The sequence below is a fragment of the Firmicutes bacterium HGW-Firmicutes-1 genome, from assembly GCA_002841625.1.
GTDB lineage: Bacteria > Bacillota > Clostridia > Lachnospirales > Vallitaleaceae > HGW-1.
The window spans coordinates 1-20062 of sequence record PHAG01000007.1; the positions used below are offsets into that span (position 1 = coordinate 1).

Annotated in this window: 20 protein-coding genes and 1 pseudogene; 20 read left to right on the forward strand and 1 reads right to left on the reverse strand. The window is 39.3% G+C overall.

Annotated elements, in window-relative coordinates; all coding sequences use genetic code 11:
- The first annotated feature begins 414 nt into the window (after positions 1–414).
- From tsf to CVU84_08795, 7 genes and pseudogenes are all read left to right on the forward strand, one after another.
- Entirely contained in the window at positions 415–951 is a 537-nt protein-coding gene (tsf, locus tag CVU84_08765; GenBank protein ID PKM94600.1) for an elongation factor Ts, read from the forward strand.
- Positions 938–1537 carry a hypothetical protein gene (locus CVU84_08770; protein ID PKM94601.1) on the forward strand — a complete coding sequence of 200 codons (600 nt, stop codon included), beginning with the start codon at positions 938–940 and terminating at the stop codon, positions 1535–1537. The genes tsf and CVU84_08770 overlap by 14 nt, the downstream gene beginning before the upstream one ends.
- Before the next feature lie 22 nt (positions 1538–1559).
- Positions 1560–1886, forward strand: a complete 327-nt coding sequence (locus CVU84_08775) for a hypothetical protein (GenBank protein ID PKM94602.1) — start codon at positions 1560–1562, stop codon at positions 1884–1886.
- 283 nt (positions 1887–2169) lie between these two features.
- The gene (locus tag CVU84_08780) at positions 2170–3375 is read left to right on the forward strand and encodes an ATPase (protein ID PKM94603.1); all 1206 of its coding nucleotides are present in this window, start codon (positions 2170–2172) and stop codon (positions 3373–3375) included.
- 734 nt (positions 3376–4109) lie between these two features.
- Entirely contained in the window at positions 4110–4622 is a 513-nt protein-coding gene (locus CVU84_08785; protein PKM94604.1) for a hypothetical protein, read from the forward strand.
- A gap of 74 nt (positions 4623–4696) precedes the next feature.
- Positions 4697–5403: pseudogene (locus tag CVU84_08790) on the forward strand (alpha/beta hydrolase).
- A gap of 107 nt (positions 5404–5510) precedes the next feature.
- Positions 5511–6218: a DNA alkylation repair protein gene (locus tag CVU84_08795; protein ID PKM94605.1), complete on the forward strand. Its 708-nt coding sequence runs from the start codon at positions 5511–5513 to the stop codon at positions 6216–6218.
- Between the two features lie 104 nt (positions 6219–6322).
- Here CVU84_08795 and CVU84_08800 read toward each other — a convergent pair whose 3' ends face one another.
- The gene (locus CVU84_08800) at positions 6323–6997 is read right to left on the reverse strand and encodes a hypothetical protein (GenBank protein PKM94606.1); all 675 of its coding nucleotides are present in this window, start codon (positions 6995–6997) and stop codon (positions 6323–6325) included.
- A 425-nt stretch (positions 6998–7422) separates the two neighbouring features.
- On the opposite strand from CVU84_08800, the gene CVU84_08805 reads away from it, so the two are divergent.
- The 13 genes from CVU84_08805 (at position 7423) to CVU84_08865 (ending at position 19873) form a co-directional block, all read left to right on the forward strand.
- Complete coding sequence (locus CVU84_08805; protein ID PKM94607.1) at positions 7423–9879, forward strand: hypothetical protein; 2457 nt, start codon at positions 7423–7425, stop codon at positions 9877–9879.
- 130 nt (positions 9880–10009) lie between these two features.
- Entirely contained in the window at positions 10010–12100 is a 2091-nt protein-coding gene (locus CVU84_08810) for a hypothetical protein (protein PKM94608.1), read from the forward strand.
- Positions 12101–12344: 244 nt separating this feature from the next.
- Positions 12345–12668: a PadR family transcriptional regulator gene (locus CVU84_08815; protein PKM94609.1), complete on the forward strand. Its 324-nt coding sequence runs from the start codon at positions 12345–12347 to the stop codon at positions 12666–12668.
- Positions 12668–13015 carry a hypothetical protein gene (locus tag CVU84_08820; GenBank protein PKM94610.1) on the forward strand — a complete coding sequence of 116 codons (348 nt, stop codon included), beginning with the start codon at positions 12668–12670 and terminating at the stop codon, positions 13013–13015. The genes CVU84_08815 and CVU84_08820 overlap by 1 nt, the downstream gene beginning before the upstream one ends.
- 9 nt (positions 13016–13024) lie before the next feature.
- Positions 13025–13369 (forward strand): hypothetical protein, encoded by a 345-nt coding sequence (locus CVU84_08825; protein PKM94611.1) that lies wholly within the window; start codon positions 13025–13027, stop codon positions 13367–13369.
- Positions 13370–13431: 62 nt separating this feature from the next.
- Positions 13432–13620 (forward strand): conjugal transfer protein, encoded by a 189-nt coding sequence (locus tag CVU84_08830; GenBank protein PKM94612.1) that lies wholly within the window; start codon positions 13432–13434, stop codon positions 13618–13620.
- A 115-nt stretch (positions 13621–13735) separates the two neighbouring features.
- Complete coding sequence (locus CVU84_08835) at positions 13736–14497, forward strand: ABC transporter (GenBank protein PKM94613.1); 762 nt, start codon at positions 13736–13738, stop codon at positions 14495–14497.
- Positions 14498–15262 (forward strand): ABC transporter permease, encoded by a 765-nt coding sequence (locus CVU84_08840; GenBank protein ID PKM94614.1) that lies wholly within the window; start codon positions 14498–14500, stop codon positions 15260–15262.
- 155 nt (positions 15263–15417) lie between these two features.
- A complete protein-coding gene (locus CVU84_08845; GenBank protein PKM94615.1) occupies positions 15418–17736 on the forward strand; it encodes a hypothetical protein in 2319 nt (772 codons plus the stop codon).
- 124 nt (positions 17737–17860) lie between these two features.
- Positions 17861–18283: a hypothetical protein gene (locus CVU84_08850; GenBank protein ID PKM94616.1), complete on the forward strand. Its 423-nt coding sequence runs from the start codon at positions 17861–17863 to the stop codon at positions 18281–18283.
- A 6-nt stretch (positions 18284–18289) separates the two neighbouring features.
- Entirely contained in the window at positions 18290–18535 is a 246-nt protein-coding gene (locus CVU84_08855; GenBank protein PKM94617.1) for a hypothetical protein, read from the forward strand.
- Positions 18532–19284: a DUF4386 domain-containing protein gene (locus CVU84_08860; protein PKM94618.1), complete on the forward strand. Its 753-nt coding sequence runs from the start codon at positions 18532–18534 to the stop codon at positions 19282–19284. Before CVU84_08855 ends, CVU84_08860 begins: the two co-directional genes overlap by 4 nt.
- A gap of 70 nt (positions 19285–19354) precedes the next feature.
- Positions 19355–19873, forward strand: a complete 519-nt coding sequence (locus CVU84_08865; protein PKM94619.1) for a flavodoxin — start codon at positions 19355–19357, stop codon at positions 19871–19873.
- The last annotated feature ends 189 nt before the right edge of the window (positions 19874–20062 follow it).

Sequence of the window (20062 nt, forward strand, 5' to 3'; positions counted from 1 at the left end):
GCATGTGGAGACGGTAGTGTTGATGTCAAAGGTACAGAAATAAATAGGGCGTAAAAGCATGGAAATCAAGGGTTTCTAGGTATTAGATCTACTTAGCCAGTTGGTGGTTGAGAGATAAAATGCTTGGGAGTCCTTGCTTTTTGTGTTCTTGGGGACATATCGAAGGGATAAAAAGTGGTAGGGTTGAGGAGACAATTTAGATAACGGGTATTTTTGATAGGTTTAGGAGACAGGATAGATTTGTTTAAATTCATTACAGTTTAATAGACTAAGATGTGATACTTGAGTGACGTGGTAATCAATTTCATTTTTAGATTTAGCATAAGAGTTTTTTGTAACAGGTGAAACTTCGCATTGACAGAATGTACGGAATGTACTATTATTATTATAAAAGTACATTTTGGAGGGTTTGGTATGAGTAATACGGAATTTATCAAGCAGTTACGTGAGCAGACAGGTGCAAAAATACTTGACTGTAAAAATGCGTTGATCATAGGAAATGGTGATTATAGCAAAGCACTAGTATTGTTAAAAGAAAAAGGGATTGAAAGTGCAAAAAGAAGAACATATAGATTGACTAAAAGCGGAATTATAGGTCATTATGTCCATAATAATCAACGGTTAGGAGTTTTAGTGGAGATTTATTGTGAAACTGAGCCCGCTACTTCCACACAGATTTTCAAAGATTTTGTTCGTGATATAGCAATGCATATAGCGGCCATGAAACCTAAATATATTACTACGGCTGATGTGCCATCTATTGATCTTGAGCAAATGAATTATGATGAGCATCAAGCATTTTATAGAATAAACTGCTTGATGGAACAAGATTATTACAAGGACACAAACAAGAGCATTCAAGACGTGTTTCTAGAGATTATAGAAAAACTTAAGGAAAATGTGACTGTGAAGAGGTTTATCTATTTTGAGGTGAGCGATGATCATGAATAAAAAAGCTGAAAAAATCTTAAACACCACATCGAAATTATTCCTTCAAAACGGTGCCAAAAAAATAACCATGGATGATATTGCTGAACAAGCTAAAGTTTCAAAAGTAACCGTTTACAAATATTTTTCCGATAAAGACACGTTGTACTATGAAGTCGGTAAGCACATTTTATCTTTTCAGCTTTCAAAACTAAATGAGATTATTGAATCAAGAGATAGTCTCATAAATAGATTTTATAGTTATATTGACATCTTGAGTGAGTTTACAGATAGCCGTCAATTATGGCTATGTAGCGAATTAACCAAGTTTAATGATCGCCTATCTAGTGAATACAATGGCTATATAAGCAAGCAAAATGAATCTCTATTAATTCTAATTGATGAGGGATACCGAAGCCGCTTGATCAAGCAAGACATTGATAGGCAGATTGTGTTCCATATGATAAATATGGGGATTGTTTACTATCAACAAAATGAGGAGTATAGAAGAATAATGCATACGGATTCGCATTTTCAGAAGACAATTTTGTTTCTCTTGCTAAATGGCATTTTTGTTGACACCAAAAGTATTATGAATGGTGAAATATAGTGATAAAGGGAGTAGAAATATTATGGCAGAAGGTAGTGAATATGAAATACGTAGACCGACTGATTATTATAGTAGATTAGCAAAAGAAGGATCTAAAGACTCAGTAAGAGAGATTATGAAAGACATTAACGAGCAAATGACAATCGCTGAGTCAAAATTAATAGATTTTGTTTTGGGTTATGTTGACACACTTGAAGGAATAAAGACTCTTGAAAATTACCTGTTTAATGGAACACAAATACAAAGAAATTATTGCGCATTATATTTCAATCGGCGTGAGGATTATAAAATCGTCAGAGAGGCTTATGATCAGGGTTTGATTGATATGAAGCAAGTGTTTTCAAGATGAATTAGGAGTGAAGACCTTCGATGCCTTTACAAATACAAAGCTATTGATATTATGGTGTAAATCCCTAGGTAATCATAGAAAAAAATCTATAGAATAATAAAAATATTTAACTATACGGCATAGTTTAAGGTCGACATGAGTGACCTCTGTACTTTGCCGTTTTTATACCCGAGTGTAATGAATAGAAAAATAGTTATTGCACCAGAATGCAATAAGTATTGACATTCCATAAGTTTTTGCATATAATAAATAGAAAACAAAATATATATGGGGAGCGTAGAGGATGATTCAGCGAAATGAGTATTTTGAAAAATTAAAAGGGTATAGAGATAAAAAGTTAATTAAAGTAGTTACAGGAATCAGACGTTGTGGTAAATCCACCTTACTCAAAATATTTCAGGAACATCTATTGGAAAATGGTGTTCAAGAAAATCAAATTATATCTATTAACTTTGAAGATTATGAATTTGATTATCTAAAAGATCCAAAGGTATTGTACAATTATATAAAAGAAAAAATAACCCTTGATAAAATGACATACATTTTTCTTGATGAAATCCAAAATGTGAAAGAATATGAGAAAGTAGTAGATAGTTTCTTCATTAAGGACCATATAGATATTTATATGACCGGATCAAACGCTTATATGCTGTCTGGTGATTTAGCCACGCTTCTTTCGGGGAGATATATTAAAATAGAAATGCTACCATTCTCATTTTCAGAGTATGTTAGGGCAAATGGAACAGGTAAAAGTGTAGAGGGAAATTATAGGGAGTATATTGAAACGAGCTCATTTCCGTACACATTAAGTCTGGAAAAAGAAACACGTCAGATCAAAGAATATCTTACAAGTATTTATGATACCATCGTTTTGAAAGATGTGATTGGAAGAAAAAAAATATCAGATGTCATGATGTTGGAAAGTGTTATACGATTTTTGATGGACAATATAGGAAATCAATTATCGACTAAAAAAATAAGTGACACAATGACTTCGAATGGCAGAAGTATCAATGTTAGAACTGTTGAATCTTATGTTTCTTCGTTTATGGAAGCATACATTGTTTATCAGGTAAAAAGATATGACATAAAAGGTAAGCAGTATCTAAAGACATTGGAGAAATACTATATTGTTGATATTGGACTGCGTAATGCAATACTTGGGAATGCCGGTACAGATGTTGGGCGTGTTTTGGAAAATGTAGTATACCTTGAATTAATTAGAAGAGGATACGAGGTGTATGTTGGAAAAGTTGATAATGTAGAAGTAGATTTTGTTGTAAAAGATGAGAATGGAATAAAATATATTCAAGTTGCTGCTAGTGTGCGTGATGAAAACACCTTAGCCAGGGAACTTAGGCCTCTACAAAAAATCCAAGACAATTATTCGAAATGTATTATGACATTGGATTTAGATCCGGAAGTGGATTATGAAGGCATAAGAAAGATATATGCTTTAGACTATTTGATGCATAAGATTGAACTATAATTTATGCAGGGAGCATTAAGAAGTTTTAAAAAGTGGACATGTTTCCAAGAGCTGAAGCTCTCAAAATCTACCGCCAACATTCATCCTGTTTCCTCCACGCATGTGGAGACGGTTTGTCTGCTTAAACGGTTGTAATAACTAGGGTTAAGTGGTTACACCGTGCTAGAATTTAAAGCGTGTGGAAACATAAATAGAGAAAGGCAGGCACTCAAAAATATTGTCCACTAGAAATGAATTTCAAGAGTTTATTTATAATTTTTCCCTTCATAAACGAACTTCATATATGAGAGCAACAAAGGGAAAATATTGTAGGTTTGTTAAATGGAATTGATAGGAGATCATACAAATCCCAACTCCATTCCCATGTTTAAATATAGGATGATATAGATTTTAAGATTTTGCCACAGTTCTGATTACTGAAAAAGTAGTTGGGAGGTGGCATTTTTGCGATTTGGAACATGTAGACGCAGATTATGTATTAATAATCAATTATATATTAATTATTAGGTTATGTGAAATCATAACTTTAACCCCTATCAATCCAAATAACATAAGGTGAAAGAGTAAAAGTTTCATATTGGTTCTAAACTTATAGGGTTTCAGGATACTTGGTTTTCTCACAATGGCTTTGCCGGAGGTACCAATGTCATGAACCCCTTTTTTTTTATATAAACTTACTTGACTAATTCCAAAAATGGCATTATAATCATAAATGGAAATAAAAGGAGGTAGTTATGAAAAATATTAACGAGATAATCTTAAATCCTGTTCGAATGAGAGTTATCCAGGAACTTTCTACAGGACAAACCATTACCGCCAATGAGCTTTGTGAAAGAATTAGTGACGTACCGCGGACAACCATGTATCGTCATATAAATATTCTGATAGATAACAATATTCTGTCTGTTATTTCAGAAAAAAAAGTTAGGGGAAGTCTTGAAAGAACAATTGCTTTGAATATTTCAGAAATTTCAAAGCACAACACCATTGAGAACGCTGCTCAAAACGCCTTTGGATTTCTGATGAGTAATTATGCCAAGTTTCACAAATATCTTAATGGACATAACCCTAATCCTACAATAGATAAAATTTTTTTGAACAATACTGTGCTGATGATGAGTGATAAGGAGTTCGACCAATTCATTGAGGAGCTACGACAACTTATTTTAAAATACAATTATGAATCAACTGAAAGAAGAATAGTCAGGGATATTTCAATTATTTCATCACCTGTTGAGAAAAATTAAAAGCAGAGAATAGGTATGAAAACCTTATATCAAACAAATCAGGCCAAATTTAAAATGAAGAGAGGGAAAAAATTATGATGATATTCGGAATAATAATTGCAGTGATTGCGGTTATTATGATAATTGGTGGAATTTTACATGCTACTTATTTTAAAGGAAAGTTAGAAAAAATAAAGCCTTATGGCCAGCTTGTTGACGTTGATGACGGACAAATGCATGTCTATTCAATGGGAAATGGCGAGAAAACAATTGTATTACTTCCTGGTATGGGTGTTGGGCTTCCGTCTGCTGATTTTGCTCCCCTCATGCGTAAACTCAGTGAAAAATATACGGCTGTTAGTATTGAGTATTTTGGTGTAGGCTTTAGCAGTGAAACATCAAAGTTGCGTCACTACTCGCGCCTTTGGCAGTAAATAAAAAACAATTATTCTCATATGGATATACTGAGAAAGAGATCAATGACCTCATTACTTTTGCGGGCTTTTCAATTAACGATAACTTGTTGGAGCAGATGTCAAATTCAGCAGAATTCATAAAACAAACGATTGAATTGCCATTCCCTGAACCGATTCCTTATTTCAAGGTGATATCAAAAAAAACCTATGAAACTCCGAATAGCCAAATAAAAATGACGTCCCAGGAATACCAGAGCAAACATCTTGAACGAATCGGAAAACACGTAAAATATGAAATACTTGAAGGTACTCACTTCATTTATTTAAATAATGTCGACCGGATTGCAGAGATTACAGATGATTTCTTATTCGAAACAAATCAATAATATTTGACTTTTCGGTTCCAACATTCTTCATACTATAAATTACTTGGAAAGTTTATACGAAATACATACAGTGATGCTGTAATAATAAATGAGGAGGATGATAAATCATGGATCTATTTGAGATTATGAGCGAGATTGAATTGCTTGGCAATGCAAGAATGAAGAAATACTATGAAAGCCAAGGCGCGAGGGAACCACTTTTCGGCGTTACAACAGGTGCCTTGAAGCCAATTGCTAAAAGAATAAAGAAAAATCAACAACTTGCTGAGGAATTATATGCAACTGGAAACTATGATGCGATGTATCTAGCCGGAATGTTAGCAGATCCTAAAAAGATGACTCCAGCAGATTTTGATTGTTGGATTGAAAAGGCGTACTTTCATATGATTTCAGACTTTATTGTCGCTGTAACACTTGCTGAAACCGATTTTGCTCAGGAGGTAGCGGATAAATTTATTGCAAGCAGGGATGAATTAATTATGTCTGCAGGATGGAGCTGTTACGAATGGTTAATCGGTTCAAGGAAGGATACCGAGTTTAACCCTAGTAAGATTCTTTCTATGCTCGATGTAGTTGAAAAAAATATACATGACCAACCAAACAGAACTAGATATGCAATGAACGGTTTTGTTACTGCGGTAGGCATATCGTATATTCCACTGCACGAAGAAGCTATGCGTACGGCTGAACGGATAGGGGAAGTGTCGGTTTCTTCGGGCAAAAATGCATGCAGTGTACTCAATGCTTTTGAGAAAATCAAAAGTGAAACGGATAAAGGTCGGCTAGGATTCAAACGCAAAAATGTCAGATGTTAGAAGTCAAAATGGCTTTTAAGGACACACATGTAGAATGCTGCGTAGATAACATTTATGATATCAGCAAAATTCATGAAGAGGAAACCATCCGAGGATGTAATTGTTTATTGTTCAGCAAGTGCTTTATCTGATAAGCCTTTTATCAGAATATATCCACCGGCAAAAAATTCAAATGGCGCATATGGCAGCATCACGATAAATGGCACGTCAATACCATAAGTCTTTAAAAGTGTACCTATAAGCACAGGTATAACCGCTACCAGCCCCCAGAGTGAAAGCCATGAAGGTATAGCCTTGATTTTTAATAACAAATAGTAAAATAAAACTGCGCCAACCCCAAAAGGTACAATATGCATATTATATGTAAAATCCTTCATCGTAAGCAATAACTGGCCTAATGCTTCAAGTGCTTTATCGTTGTTTGCTGAATAGGCACCACTGACCTGAATTAGGGCAAACCCGAAAAATTTGCTCACAATAAGCATACCTGCTTCTACTATGTATAAGGCCAGAGCAGTTGTCGCCCAGACCTGATTAACTTTTCGTAACAAGCTGAAAAACAACACCCCCAACCAAACGATGACCAGCGCTGTGATGATGTCTAAAAATATGGAAGCATGAGCAATTGCTTGATTTGAAGTTGTATTGAGCATTATTTTTACAATATCGCTTTTGTCGGTGAAAGGACCAAGAAATAATGTTCCGCTGACCAAGAATGACACCAAGGCCCCACGAGGTTCAAGCGGTATCTTTTTTGTATCCTCAAGGCATGTGGAGATGGTCGTGTTGCTGTCAAAGGTACAGAATTAGGTAGGGCGTAAAAGCCTGTAAATCAAGGGTTTCAGAGTATTAAGTCTATTTAGCCAGTTGGTGGTTGATGGAGAAAATGCTTTGAGACCCTTGTTTTTTGTGCTCTTGGAAACATATCGAGTTTATATAATGTAGTAGGATTGAGAAAAATTAGCCAATACCTTAACCTTTTTAAGGTGTTCAAGGTGAATTAAAGTCACTTCCTTTAATTAAAGCATAATCAATACCAGACCGTTTAACTTTTGAATTACTACTTTTTTCAGAAGAAGAACTGTATCGGGACATAGATTATTTTTGTTGCCTCCTACTCGATTTGTGTAACAAGACTTGTACAATAATCATAGAGTATATTAGCACAAAGGATGAACTATGAAAGGGGGGTGAAGAAGAATATATGAGAAATAGTCATGAAGAGTATGAAGAATGCGACGATAATGATTTTGATATGAGATGCAGCAGAAAAAAATGTAGAAAGTGCTACGATTGCGAGCAAGACCACGACTGTGAGAAAGACCACGAATGTGAAAAAAACAAGTGCTCAATCTGTCCGATCGGAGCGCCAGGACCAAGAGGGCCGATGGGACCGATGGGACCAAGAGGGGCAACAGGAGCAACCGGTCTAGCAGGTGTAGCGGGAGCAACAGGCCCAGCAGGAGCAACAGGTTCAGCAGGAGTGATGGGACCAGCAGGAGCGATGGGACCAGCAGGGGCAACAGGTTCAGCAGGAGCAATAGGTCCAGCAGGAGTAACAGGAGCGGCAGGCGTAACAGGACCAGTAGGTGCAACTGGAGTAATGGGACCAGCAGGCGCAACAGGACTAGCAGGCGTAACAGGACCAGCAGGTGCGACTGGTGTAATTGGTTCAGCAGGTCTAGTAGGCGCAACAGGCCCAGCAGGAGCAACTGGCCCAGCAGGTGCAACGGGCGTAACGGGTTCGATTGGTCCAGCAGGGGTAGCAGGAGTAACAGGACCAGCGGGTGTAACAGGTGTAACAGGAGCAGCAGGCGCAATTGGTCCAGCAGGTGCAACAGGCGCAACTGGAACAGCAGGTGTAACAGGTCCAGCAGGAGCAACCGGCCCAGCAGGTGTAGCAGGCGTCGTAGGTGCAACAGGGGTAGCAGGAGCAACCGGCCCAGCAGGTGCAACAGGAGCAACCGGTCTAGCAGGTGTAGCAGGCGCAACAGGGGTAGCAGGAGCAACCGGCCCAGCAGGTGCAACAGGAGCAACTGGTCTAGCAGGTGTAGCAGGAGCAACCGGCCCAGCAGGAGCGACAGGTCCAGCAGGAGCAACGGGCGTAACGGGTCCAGTAGGTCCAGCAGGTGTAGCAGGTGTAGCAGGAGCAACAGGACCAGCGGGTATAACAGGAGCAACCGGCCTGGCAGGAGCAACTGGTCCAGCAGGTGCAACAGGCGTAACAGGACCAGCAGGTGTAACAGGTCCAGCAGGAGCAACCGGCCCAGCAGGTGTAGCAGGCGCAGTAGGTGTAGCAGGAGCAGCAGGAGCAACCGGCCCAGCAGGGGCAACAGGTGTAACAGGTCCAGCGGGTCTAGCAGGCGCAACAGGAGCAGCAGGAGCAACCGGCCCAGCAGGGGTAACAGGTGCAACCGGTACCGCGGGTCTAGCAGGCGCAACAGGAGCAGCAGGAGCAATCGGACCAGCAGGTGCAACAGGTGCAACAGGTGTAGCAGGTGTAGCAGGAGCAACCGGCCCAGCAGGGGCAACAGGACCAGCAGGAGCAACGGGCGTAACGGGGCCAGTAGGACCAGCAGGTGTAGCAGGAGAAATAGGTCCAGCGGGTGTAACAGGAGCAACCGGCCTGGCAGGAGCAACCGGTACAGCAGGTGCAACAGGCGTAACTGGCCCAGCAGGTGTAACAGGTCCAGCAGGAGCAACAGGACCAGCAGGTGTAGCAGGTGTAGCAGGTGTAACAGGAGCAGTAGGAGCAACTGGCCCAGCAGGTGCAACAGGTGTAACAGGTCCAGCGGGTCCAGCAGGAGCAACAGGTGTAGCAGGAGCAATCGGCCCAGCAGGTGCAACGGGTGTAACGGGTTCAGCGGGTCTAGCAGGCGCAACAGGAGCAGCAGGAGCAACCGGCCCAGCAGGGGCAACAGGTGTAACAGGTCCAGTGGGTCCAGCAGGTCCAGCAGGAGCAATAGGAGCAGCAGGAGCAATAGGCGCAACAGGAGCAACAGGTGTAGCAGGTGTAGCAGGAGCAACGGGCCCAGTAGGTGTAACAGGTCCAGCAGGAGCAACGGGTCCAGCAGGTGTAGCAGGCGCAGCAGGAGCAACAGGTGCAGCAGGAGCAACCGGCCCAGCAGGGGCAACAGGTGTAACAGGTCCAGCGGGTCCAGCAGGTCCAGCAGGAGCAATAGGAGCAGCAGGAGCAACCGGCGTAACAGGTCCAGCAGGAGCAACAGGAGCAACAGGTGTTTTAAGCTTTGCTGATTTTTATGCTTTGATGTCCCCAGATAATACAGCGACTGTTGCCGTAGGTGCAGCTGTAGAGTTTCCAAGAAATGGTCCAACAAGCGGTCCAGTAATTGTTCGTACGAGTAACAGTTCATTTAATTTGACTCAAATTGGTACATACCAAGTTTTTTTCCAAGTAAGTGTAAATGAACCAGGACAACTAATCCTAGCACTCAATGGGATTGACCTCCAAGAAACAGTTGTTGGAAGAGCCACAGGCACTTCGCAAATTGTGGAAATGGCACTTGTTACGACGACATCTGTTAATTCTATCCTTACCGTACGAAATCCATCAGGAAATCCAGAAGCACTGACCATAACACCTTCGGCTGGAGGAGCAAGGTCAGTTTCGGCACATCTTGTGATTACAAAAATCAGTTAGTGAATATCAACAAAATTTTAGAATAGGGTAGGATAGAGGGAAATGTTTTGCATTTCCCTTTTTCAAAAAAGTAAGAGCTGTGAGTAAAGCATCATCGAGCAATGTAATATAAAGGGGAATAAAAACAAAAATGACTACTATCAGTCTTTGTATGATCGTAAAAAATGAACAAGTTGTTCTTGAACGTTGCTTAGCATCGGTGCAAGACATTGTAGATGAAATAATCATCGTTGATACGGGTTCGACAGATAGAACAAAAGAAATAGCGAGACTTTTTACGGACAAGATTTATAATTTTAAATGGATTAATGACTTCTCTGCGGCTAGAAATTTTTCGTTTTCCTATGCAAGTAAGGATTATATATTATGGTTAGATGCTGACGACGTGCTTCTTGAAGAAGACAGGGTAAAACTAAAGCAACTCAAAGTGTCTATAGAGCCATCAGTCGATGCTGTCATGATGAAATACAACTATGCTTTTGACGAGTTTGGTAAGGTAATCTTAAGCTTTTATAGAGAGCGTTTGGTGAAAAGAAGTTTAGAACCCAAATGGCAGGACCCTATCCATGAATTTATTGGTGTTATTGGTTATGTCATAAATTCAGATATTTGCGTAACGCACAAAAGAATCCACCAAAATACAGATAGAAACCTAAAAATATTCGAGGTAATGTTGTCAGGCGAACGCAGATTGACTCCAAGAAATCTTTTTTATTATGCGCAAGAATTGTATTATCACAATAGATATGATGAGGCCATTCAATATTTTAAGAAATTTATTGACACAAATGAAGGGTGGGTCGAAGATGTTATTAATGCCTGTTACTTGCTCTCAGTATGCTATGGTGCACTGAAAGATGAAGAAAATTATATAAGTGTTTTATATAACAGCTTTGTATATGACTTGCCTAGGGCAGAGATTTGCTGTCAGCTTGGGGCGCACTATTTTAATAAAGAAAACTATCATAAAGCGATCTTTTGGTATGAACTGGCTACTCAGCTTGAAAGACCTAAATCCAGCTGGGGCTTTATATTAGAAGATTGTTGGGGATTTTTACCTAATATTCAGTTATGTGTATGCTATGACAGAGAGGGGGACATTGAAAAGGCAATAAAGTACAATGATGTAGCAGCTGAATATAAGCCACAAGCACCAGCAGTTTTACATAACAAAAGTTACTTCGAAGAACTTAAGAACCCACTTACTATGGATCATCGTTGGATGGAGGGCAGGCATCATGAAAATGGCAACTTGAGAATTGTTATGGTGGCACCCGATATCTATCCAATTCCTCCTCAAAATTATGGGGGTATTGAAAGAGTGGTATATGATTTAACAGAAGAGCTAGTAAAAATGGGGCATGAGGTTTTTCTTTTTGCTCCAAAGTATAGTGCCAGTAGTGCAAATATCATGAATTATCAGCATTATGGGCCAAATCCTGAGGAAATTGCTAGTTTTGTAAAAGCCCATTTGCCTAAAAACATAGATATCATTCATGATCATACCCATGCGTCCATAGTAGGTAGAGAAAACCTGAGTATTCCTACTGTTTGCACCATTCATACCCCTGTTACAAACTCTGTTAAGTACCCCATTTATATAAGTAGGAGAGCACGTGAGATACTTGCTGGTGGGAAAGGGTATTTTTCTTATAATGGCATCAATCCAGACGAGTTTGAGTTTAGTGAGCAGAAAGAGGACTACATTCTCTATATGGGCATGCTTGCTTGGTACAAAGGAATTACTCATTTGCTAGAATTAGCTGAGAGAACAGGGCAAAAGCTAATCATCGCAGGACCTATTTATGATATGAATTATTATAGGAACGAAATCGAGACAAGAATAACAAATAACGTCAACATTGAATACATTGGAGAAGTTGGAGGACAACAAAGGCAGAACTTATTGAAACATGCCAAATATTTATTGCTACCAACAATTTGTGAAGAGCCTTTTGGCCTCATTCTTGTGGAGGCAATGGCATGCGGAACAGCGCCTTTGGCTTTTTCAAATGGAGCAATTCCTGAGATTCTACGGGAATTTCCTCAACTAATCTGTAGTTCGGTAGATGAAATGGTGGATAAGGTGTTACATCAACAGGCTCCCGACCCACTAGCTTTGAGAAAATACGCCCTTGAAAATTTTTCAAGGGGCAAAATGGCAGAAACTTATGTAAAAATCTATTCTGAAATCATAGTTAAAAGCAATTCCAATAGTTAGCAAAAAGATGCGTTGCTCTAGTGTTCAAGCAACTCATCTTTTTTACTTACTAAAGGAGTCTATTTCCTCAACGAAAATGTAGAAAAGTAAGCTGTCTATAAAGACATTTGTACAAGTTTGTATTTCGAATAAACATAAAAAAAATAAAATATCATATTGACTACATCGCTATTGCGTGATACTATATAGTGGTAGTAAGTAATACTGATTACCAGTCATACTAAATAGTGAAGAGGTGGTTTTTTTGGAAAATATAACGGAAATGTTAAAGGGTGTACTGGAAGGCTGCGTCCTTGAAATAATCAACCACGAGGAAATCTACGGTTACGAGATCACACGAAGACTAAATACCCTTGGATTTTCGGACGTTGTGGATGGGACAGTATACACCATTTTAGTGCGGCTTGAGAAGAATAAACTCGTGGACATAGAAAAAAAGCCATCCGATATGGGACCACCGCGAAAGTTTTTTAAGCTCAACGACGCTGGGCGTGAGGAGCTGAGAAGGTTCTGGGAAAGATGGGAATTCGTATCATCAAAAATTAACGAGTTAAAGGAGATGAAATAATGAAATTTTGGGAAAAAATAACGGGAAGCGATATGACCATAGAATTTAAAAATTTTGAATCACGAGTCAAAAAATTACCGGCTGATTATCAAGTGGCATGGGTAAAAATTAAGGATAATCTTTGGCCGCACTCAGATTTCACAGGTCGTAACCTCATGTCAATTCTTGATGGTGTGATTGGTCTGCTCGAAGAAACAGCTGGAGACGGTCAGAGTGCACAAGAGGCTTTGGGTGACGATATCAAAGGTTTCTGTGCAGCGTTAATCGGCGAAGAAGGGTCAAAGTCTTTTCGCAACACGTGGCGCAAGCAACTCAATAATAACATCTCAAAAAAATTAGGTAAATAGGAGGATAAAATGCAAATAAAAGATATCATCGAAGGCAAAAAAGAGTGGCGAGCGCACATGGCACGTGTAAAAGCGCTACCTAAAGATTATCAGATTGTATATGAAGAGATTCAAAAGTATTTCTTTAAGGTCGGACCAGTTGAACTAATAGACGGAATTGGCTTACTTTCGGGGATTATTGATCTTTTTGAAGAAGGCGCTGCAATGGGGAAAGGTGTGCTCGATGTGACGGGCAGTAACGTTGCGGATTTCTGCGACGATTTAGTCAAAGATTCAAAAACTTACTTTGATAGTTATCAAGAATCTGTTGACCAAAAAATTAGCAAGGCCATGAAAAAGGTTACAGATAAATAAAGTAAAAGTTATATAACAAGGATGAAAAGTAATCAAAAAACATAAATTAAAGGGATGGTAAAGTGTTTAAATACGAGTGGCTATTATGCCCAGTCTGTGGCAACAAAACAAGGGTCAAGATACGTGAGGATACGGTGCTTAAAAACTTTCCATTATTTTGTCCCAAGTGTAAACAGGAAAAGATAATTAACGTAAAACAACTGAATATATCAGTTATTGAAGAGCCAGACGCTAAGACGCAGAGCCGATAACATGTGAGTGAATCACAGTTGTCGGCTCTTTTATTGTGATAACGATTCAAACTGCATTGAAAGGATTAGACGCAGATTTGAATGTGGTTACTTTATTGTAGAGGAGGAAAAGAAAGTGAAAAATAGCATCATACAAATTAAAGGCGTTAAGAAATCTTATAAAGATGTTGAAGTACTGGGAGGCGTAGATTTTGAAGTAGAGCAGGGGGGGATCTTTGCATTACTAGGTTCCAATGGATCTGGAAAAACAACGATGATTAGAATCATGACGACTTTGCTTAAAGCAGATGCGGGGCATGTTGTGATCAATGGTTTTGATATTGAAAAAAATGCAATGAACATTAGAGGTTCTATCAGTCTTACGGGTCAGGTTGCTGCTATTGATGAAATTTTGACTGGACGTGAAAATCTTCAAATGATAGCAAAACTTAGACATCTTAAAAATCCAAATGAAGTTGCAGATGCGTTAATAAAACGTTTTGGTATGAGTGAGGCTTCAGGCCGAAGAGTCAGTACTTACTCAGGAGGTATGAAAAGAAGAATAGATATAGCAATGAGCCTTGTTGGAAATCCAAAGATCATTTTCCTAGATGAGCCAACGACAGGTCTTGATCCAGAATCACGCTTGGAAGTTTGGAAGATTGTAAAAGAGTTATCAGCTTTAGGAACGACTATATTTTTAACAACTCAATATTTAGAAGAAGCAGAACAACTTGCAGATATAATCGCTATTCTTCATGATGGAAAAATCATTGCTCAAGATACACTAGAAGGATTGAAAAAATTAATACCACCTGCAAAAGTAGAATATGTAGAAAAACAACCAACATTGGAAGAAATATTTTTAACAATCATAGGCAAAAAGGGGGAAAAATAAATGGAATCAACAAATAAATATTTTATGAAAGATATGAGTGTCATGTTTGGACGTTCTATGCGTCATATTTTTAGAAGTATGGATACAATTATTACAGTTAGTATTACACCAATCGCGATTATGCTATTATTCGTTTATGTATTTGGTGGTGCAATTCAAACAGGCACTGATAATTATATTGATTATCTATTACCTGGTGTGATGTTGATGACTATTGGTAGTGGGATTGCATATGTCGCTTACCGCTTATTTACAGATAAACAACGCGGTATCTTTGAACGTTTTCATTCTATGCCGATCGCGCGATCTACTGTATTGTGGGGACATGTATTAACCTCTATAATCTCTAATGGAATTTCTGTAGTAGTGATTATACTTGTTGCATTATTGATGGGTTTTCGTTCTTCAGCAGGAATCTTAGAGTGGTTAGCAGTATTTGGAATACTTGGGGTATTTACACTTGCTTTGACTTGGATTGCTGTAATTGCTGGACTTGCAGCAAAAACACCAGATGGTGCAGGTGCATTTTCCTACCCAATTATCTTCTTACCATTTATCAGCTCTGCTTTTGTACCAACAAATACGATGCCTTCAGCAGTACGCATTTTTGCCGAAAATCAACCTGTTACGCCAATAGTTGAAGCGATTCGTAATTTATTGTCAAACAAACCAGTAGGAAATGATATTTGGGTTGCAATTGTTTGGTGTATAGCCATAATAGTTGTAGCGTATATATTTGCTATGAGGATATATAAACGAATATAGCCTAAATCAATAACCATTTGCGTCATTGTATTGTCTACTCTGGATATGTTCAAGCGCTCAGTGAGGATAAGGGGGGTTATAAAATCATTTTTACTTTTACACTTATTTCATGTATAATATAAGCATAAAAATGAGTGAGAGTGGTGAGAGGACCTATGATATTTCCCGTATTGACGACAAAACTGCATAAGCCTCAGCTACCTGACAGCGTGATTTCAAGAGAGGAACTGCTAAAGGACAGCCACTTGGCAAGAGTGATTCTAGTGTCTGCACAGGCGGGCTCAGGTAAATCAACGGTTGTAAGTGCCTGGCTATCGAAACAGAACAGGGCTTACTGCTGGTATTCCCTAGATGATTGGGATAACGATTTGATGCAGTTTTTTGCATATCTAGTAGCTGGGATTAAGCCTATTGATGAGCATGTTTCTGAAGCGCTGGAGCAGTTACTAGACGCTTTTCAATCTATTGGGTTTGAGGCGTTTTTAATAGCATTGATCAATCAGATACATACCATTAAGTCTCCATTTATCTTGATATTAGATGATTATCATGTCATACGAAATGAACAAATCCATCAAGTGCTTAGGACGATGCTCGAACACTTTCCACCGTCGTTGCAGTTAGTTTTGATTACCAGGGAAGATCCTCCATTTCCACTGGCAAAGATGCGCGCAAGCAAGAGGCTTCTCGAACTCAGAATTTCAGAGCTCAGATTCACAGAGGATGAGGTGAAAGTTTATTTTTCGCAGCAGCTTCATTTAACATTAGAAGAGGCACAACTGCAGCACCTTATCAAGCGAACAGAAGGTTGGATTGCGGGTCTTCAGATGACGGCGCTCTCGATGCAGGGACTTGATGATATAGGAGTTTTTATCGAGGCGTTTACAGACAGTCATTATTATATTATGGACTATCTGATGGAGGAGGTACTTGAGCACCATCCTCCAGAAATCAAGACGTTTCTACTTAAAACTTCCATGCTAGAGTTTTTTTCAGGTGATCTCTGTGATGCTGTGCTCCAGCTCGAAGCAGGCGTCGGCAGTACCACCATTGAGAGGCTTGTGAAGACGAACAGTTTTATCATCTCTGCGGATTCATCTCATCAATGGTATCGATATCATCACCTCTTTAGAGATCTTCTCAGACAACGTCTAGACCATCAGTTAAAGAGTGAGTTAGAAAAGCTCCATCTTCGTGCGGGGCTTTGGTTCAAAACAAATGGACGTGAGCAAGAGGCCATTCATCACTTGCTAAAGGCAAATGCATTTGAGGAAGCGGCAGCACTGATTGAGTGTAAATGGGCTGAAATGGACATTCAGCTTCAGTCGACATCGTGGCTTGACATGGCAAAGAGATTGCCTGCGGTTATTATTGACAGAAGTCCTGTACTTGCCATGGGGTATGGGTGGGCACTGCTCGATATGGGAGAGATGGAAGCTAGTAGAGCGTGGTTTGACAAGGCGCAGGACTTGTACGATCGGTGTCAAGCAGATGCGTGTTCCCAAGACATTATTATAAGCGACATTACTCAGTTTGATTTATTGCCAGCGACGATTGCATCCGCATATGGGTATCTTGCCGCTGCTACAGGGGATGTTGAAGGGATTTTCACACATGCTCGGGACGCCCTCATACGGATTCCCAGCGAGCAGTATTATAAGCGAGGGGTTGTGAGCATGTTGCTCGCAATCGCACATTGGGGAATGGGAGATCTACATGAGGCAGAAGTAGTGATTGCCCAGTCCTTAAAGAGCATTAGGAGTTTTGTGAATCCACTGACTGAGAATTCCTTTTACATGGTGCTCGGTGAATTGTATATTCAGCAGGGAGCCTTGAGTAAAGCAAAAGCTCTATTTGAACAGACGATTTCAAGAGTGATTGAGCAGAATTGCGTCCCTATCCTACTGGCTAGTCTATACTTGGGCTTAGCCAAAATCGCCTTTTTACGAAGTGAAAACAGGGATGCATACGCATTGCTCGAGAAGAGCAAGGCCTATGGTCAGCGATATGCTATAATGGACTGGAAATACAAATACTATCTGCTCCTTTCGAGAGTTTATTGTAGTGAGGGTTTCTATGATTTAGCACGCGACTGCATCATGGAGGGCAAAGTGTATTACTTTATGAATCCACTTCCTGATGAAATTACCCTCGAAGAAATGGAAATCATGATTGATAACGCAGAGACACCCCTTCACCCAGATCCGGTATTGGAGGTAGAGGCATTAAACAAGGGCAATAGACCGTCGTTTAAAAAGGAACATGCCAATCAGTCGCTCTCAGAACTCCTCACAGTTAGAGAGCTTGAGGTGCTGGCGTTGATCGTGTCGGGATTATCCAACCAAGAAATTTGTGACACACTTTTTTTAGCACTTAGTACTGTAAAGGGTTATAATCAAAACATCTTTGGAAAGTTACAAGTGAATCGCCGTACACAGGCAGTGGCCAAAGCGAAAGAGCTTGGCTTGGTATAGTGGGTGCTCAGTAAAGGAAAACCTACTTTTTATAGTGCGATACCCTACTTTAGAAGGTGCACAGACCTCATCGATTTTAGTATGCTTATAATAAATAAGTAACTATAACGAGGAGGTTTTTTTAGTGAAGACACAAAGCTCAGTACTACCGGAAAAACAAAGTGAACAGATACCTATGCTGCTATCAAAGCTGTGGATATTTCTTTCCCTGAACTACATTTTGTGCGATCTCTTAAGCAATATGGAGATGTCGGTTATAAGGGGATTGGTTGAGGGCAATATCGCAGGAATTCCGATGACAGAGGGATTTTTACTGCTTGCAGGAATCTCACTGGAAATTCCGATTTTGATGGTCGTATTATCGATAATTCTGCCTTACAAGGCCAATAGAAGGATGAATATCGGTGCTGGCATTCTCATGATCATCTATCAACTTGGGTCATTTTTTGTGGGATCGGACGTAATACTCCATTATATGTTTTTCTCAGCAGTGGAGATTCTAGGAAATGCGTCGATTATAGTGCTTGCACTTAAGTGGAAGAGGTGATGAAGCGTGCTATACGTAATTGTCATTAGTGGGTATATTCAAGAGACGTGGTTTGAAGAGCTTATTATTATAAAGCAGCCCAATTTAACCACGAAGCTATGTGGACATTTCATCGATCAATCGGCTTTGTATGGCGTCCTTCGGAAAATTAATGACTTGGGTATTGACTTGATTTCGGTCAATCACATAGAAGATGAGTTTTCTTATGAAATCATAGAAGATAAGAGCAAAAGGGAGGATAATTCAAAATGACAAATAATAATTTTACAGATAACATAACCCAAATGAAATACAACGGAGGAGAAAACATCATTTCGAACAAAAAAACTGCACGGATTGCAGGTCTTTTCTTCCTGCTAATGGTGGTATTCGGTTTGTTTGCGGAGATTTTTTTCCGTCAAAAACTATTCGTCTCAAAAGATATTGTTGCAACAGCCAGTAACATTTTATCAAATGTCTTCTTATATCGAATAGGAATTGTAAGTGATATCCTAATGTCTCTGAGTTATTTGTTCACTGCCTTGATTTTATATAAACTGCTTTCTTCAGTAAATAAGAATATGGCAGCGGCAATGGTCATATTTGCAATTGCTGGGAGCGTATTGCTTATGTTTAATATTCTGAATGAATTTGCACCACTATACATCTTAAGCGGTAATGATTATCCGGGTGCTTTTAATTCCAGCCAGCGTCAGTCTCTGGCAATGCTTTTTTATAATTTACATGGGCATGGATATATGATCGGTCAGATTTTCTTTGCCCTATGGGTACTTCCTCTTGGATTTTTGATCTATAAGTCGAGATTTATTCCAAAAGTGTTCGGTATTCTGTTTGTAATTGAAACCATATTTGGACTGATGGCAGTTATAGTACATTTTCTCATTCCAAATGGAACTATAGAGACAATCCTATTGTTGCCGACAACAATAGCTGAATTCTCATTTATGTTTTGGCTGTTAATTCGGGGAATTAATGAATCGACTTATTGCTCGAAAAAATAAACTTTTTTGGGAAAAATCTTTAATAGTAAATTGGCTATTTTTTAACCGATAAAGTATGGAGGTGAAAACTATGAAGGAAGAAAGCAAATCTACAGGTACCGTGTCAACAAAGTGTCTTATTATAGTCTATTCATATCATCATAACAATACCTCGAAAATTGCTGATGAATTTTCGAAGGTGCTGAATGCACAGGTAATAGCACCTAAGCATGTAATTCTGGAAGAACTTCAAGAGTATAATCTTATAGGATTCGGTGCAGGTATAGACAGCGGAAGGCATTACAAACCGTTGCTTGATCTTGCCGACATGCTACCGGAAGCGAATAAAAAGCCAGCCTTTATTTTCTCAACAAGCGCAATACAGGGAGATGCCAAGGTTGCTAAGGACCATTCTATGCTAAGACAAAAGCTGCAGTCAAAGGGGTACGCAATAGTAGGCGAATTCAGCTGCAAAGGCTTTAACACTAACAGCTTTCTAAAGTATTTCGGGGGAATGAACAAGGGTAAACCTGACAGTGATGACCTTAAACATGCAGAAGAATTTGCTTTGAACCTGTTGCTATGCAATCTTAGGAGAAAAGCAGACTAGTAATTTGATTTTTGATTTAAAACAGCATGGATATGTTCCCGAGGTCTGACCCATCCTAATAATAAGCAGTTAAAATTTAATAAACAGTAAAAAAGCAGATGTTTATTTAAAAGAGACAACAGAAATAGAGGGGGTAAAAGCCGGTAAATCAATTATAAACATTGGGTTGAGTAAGTACGCATAATTAGT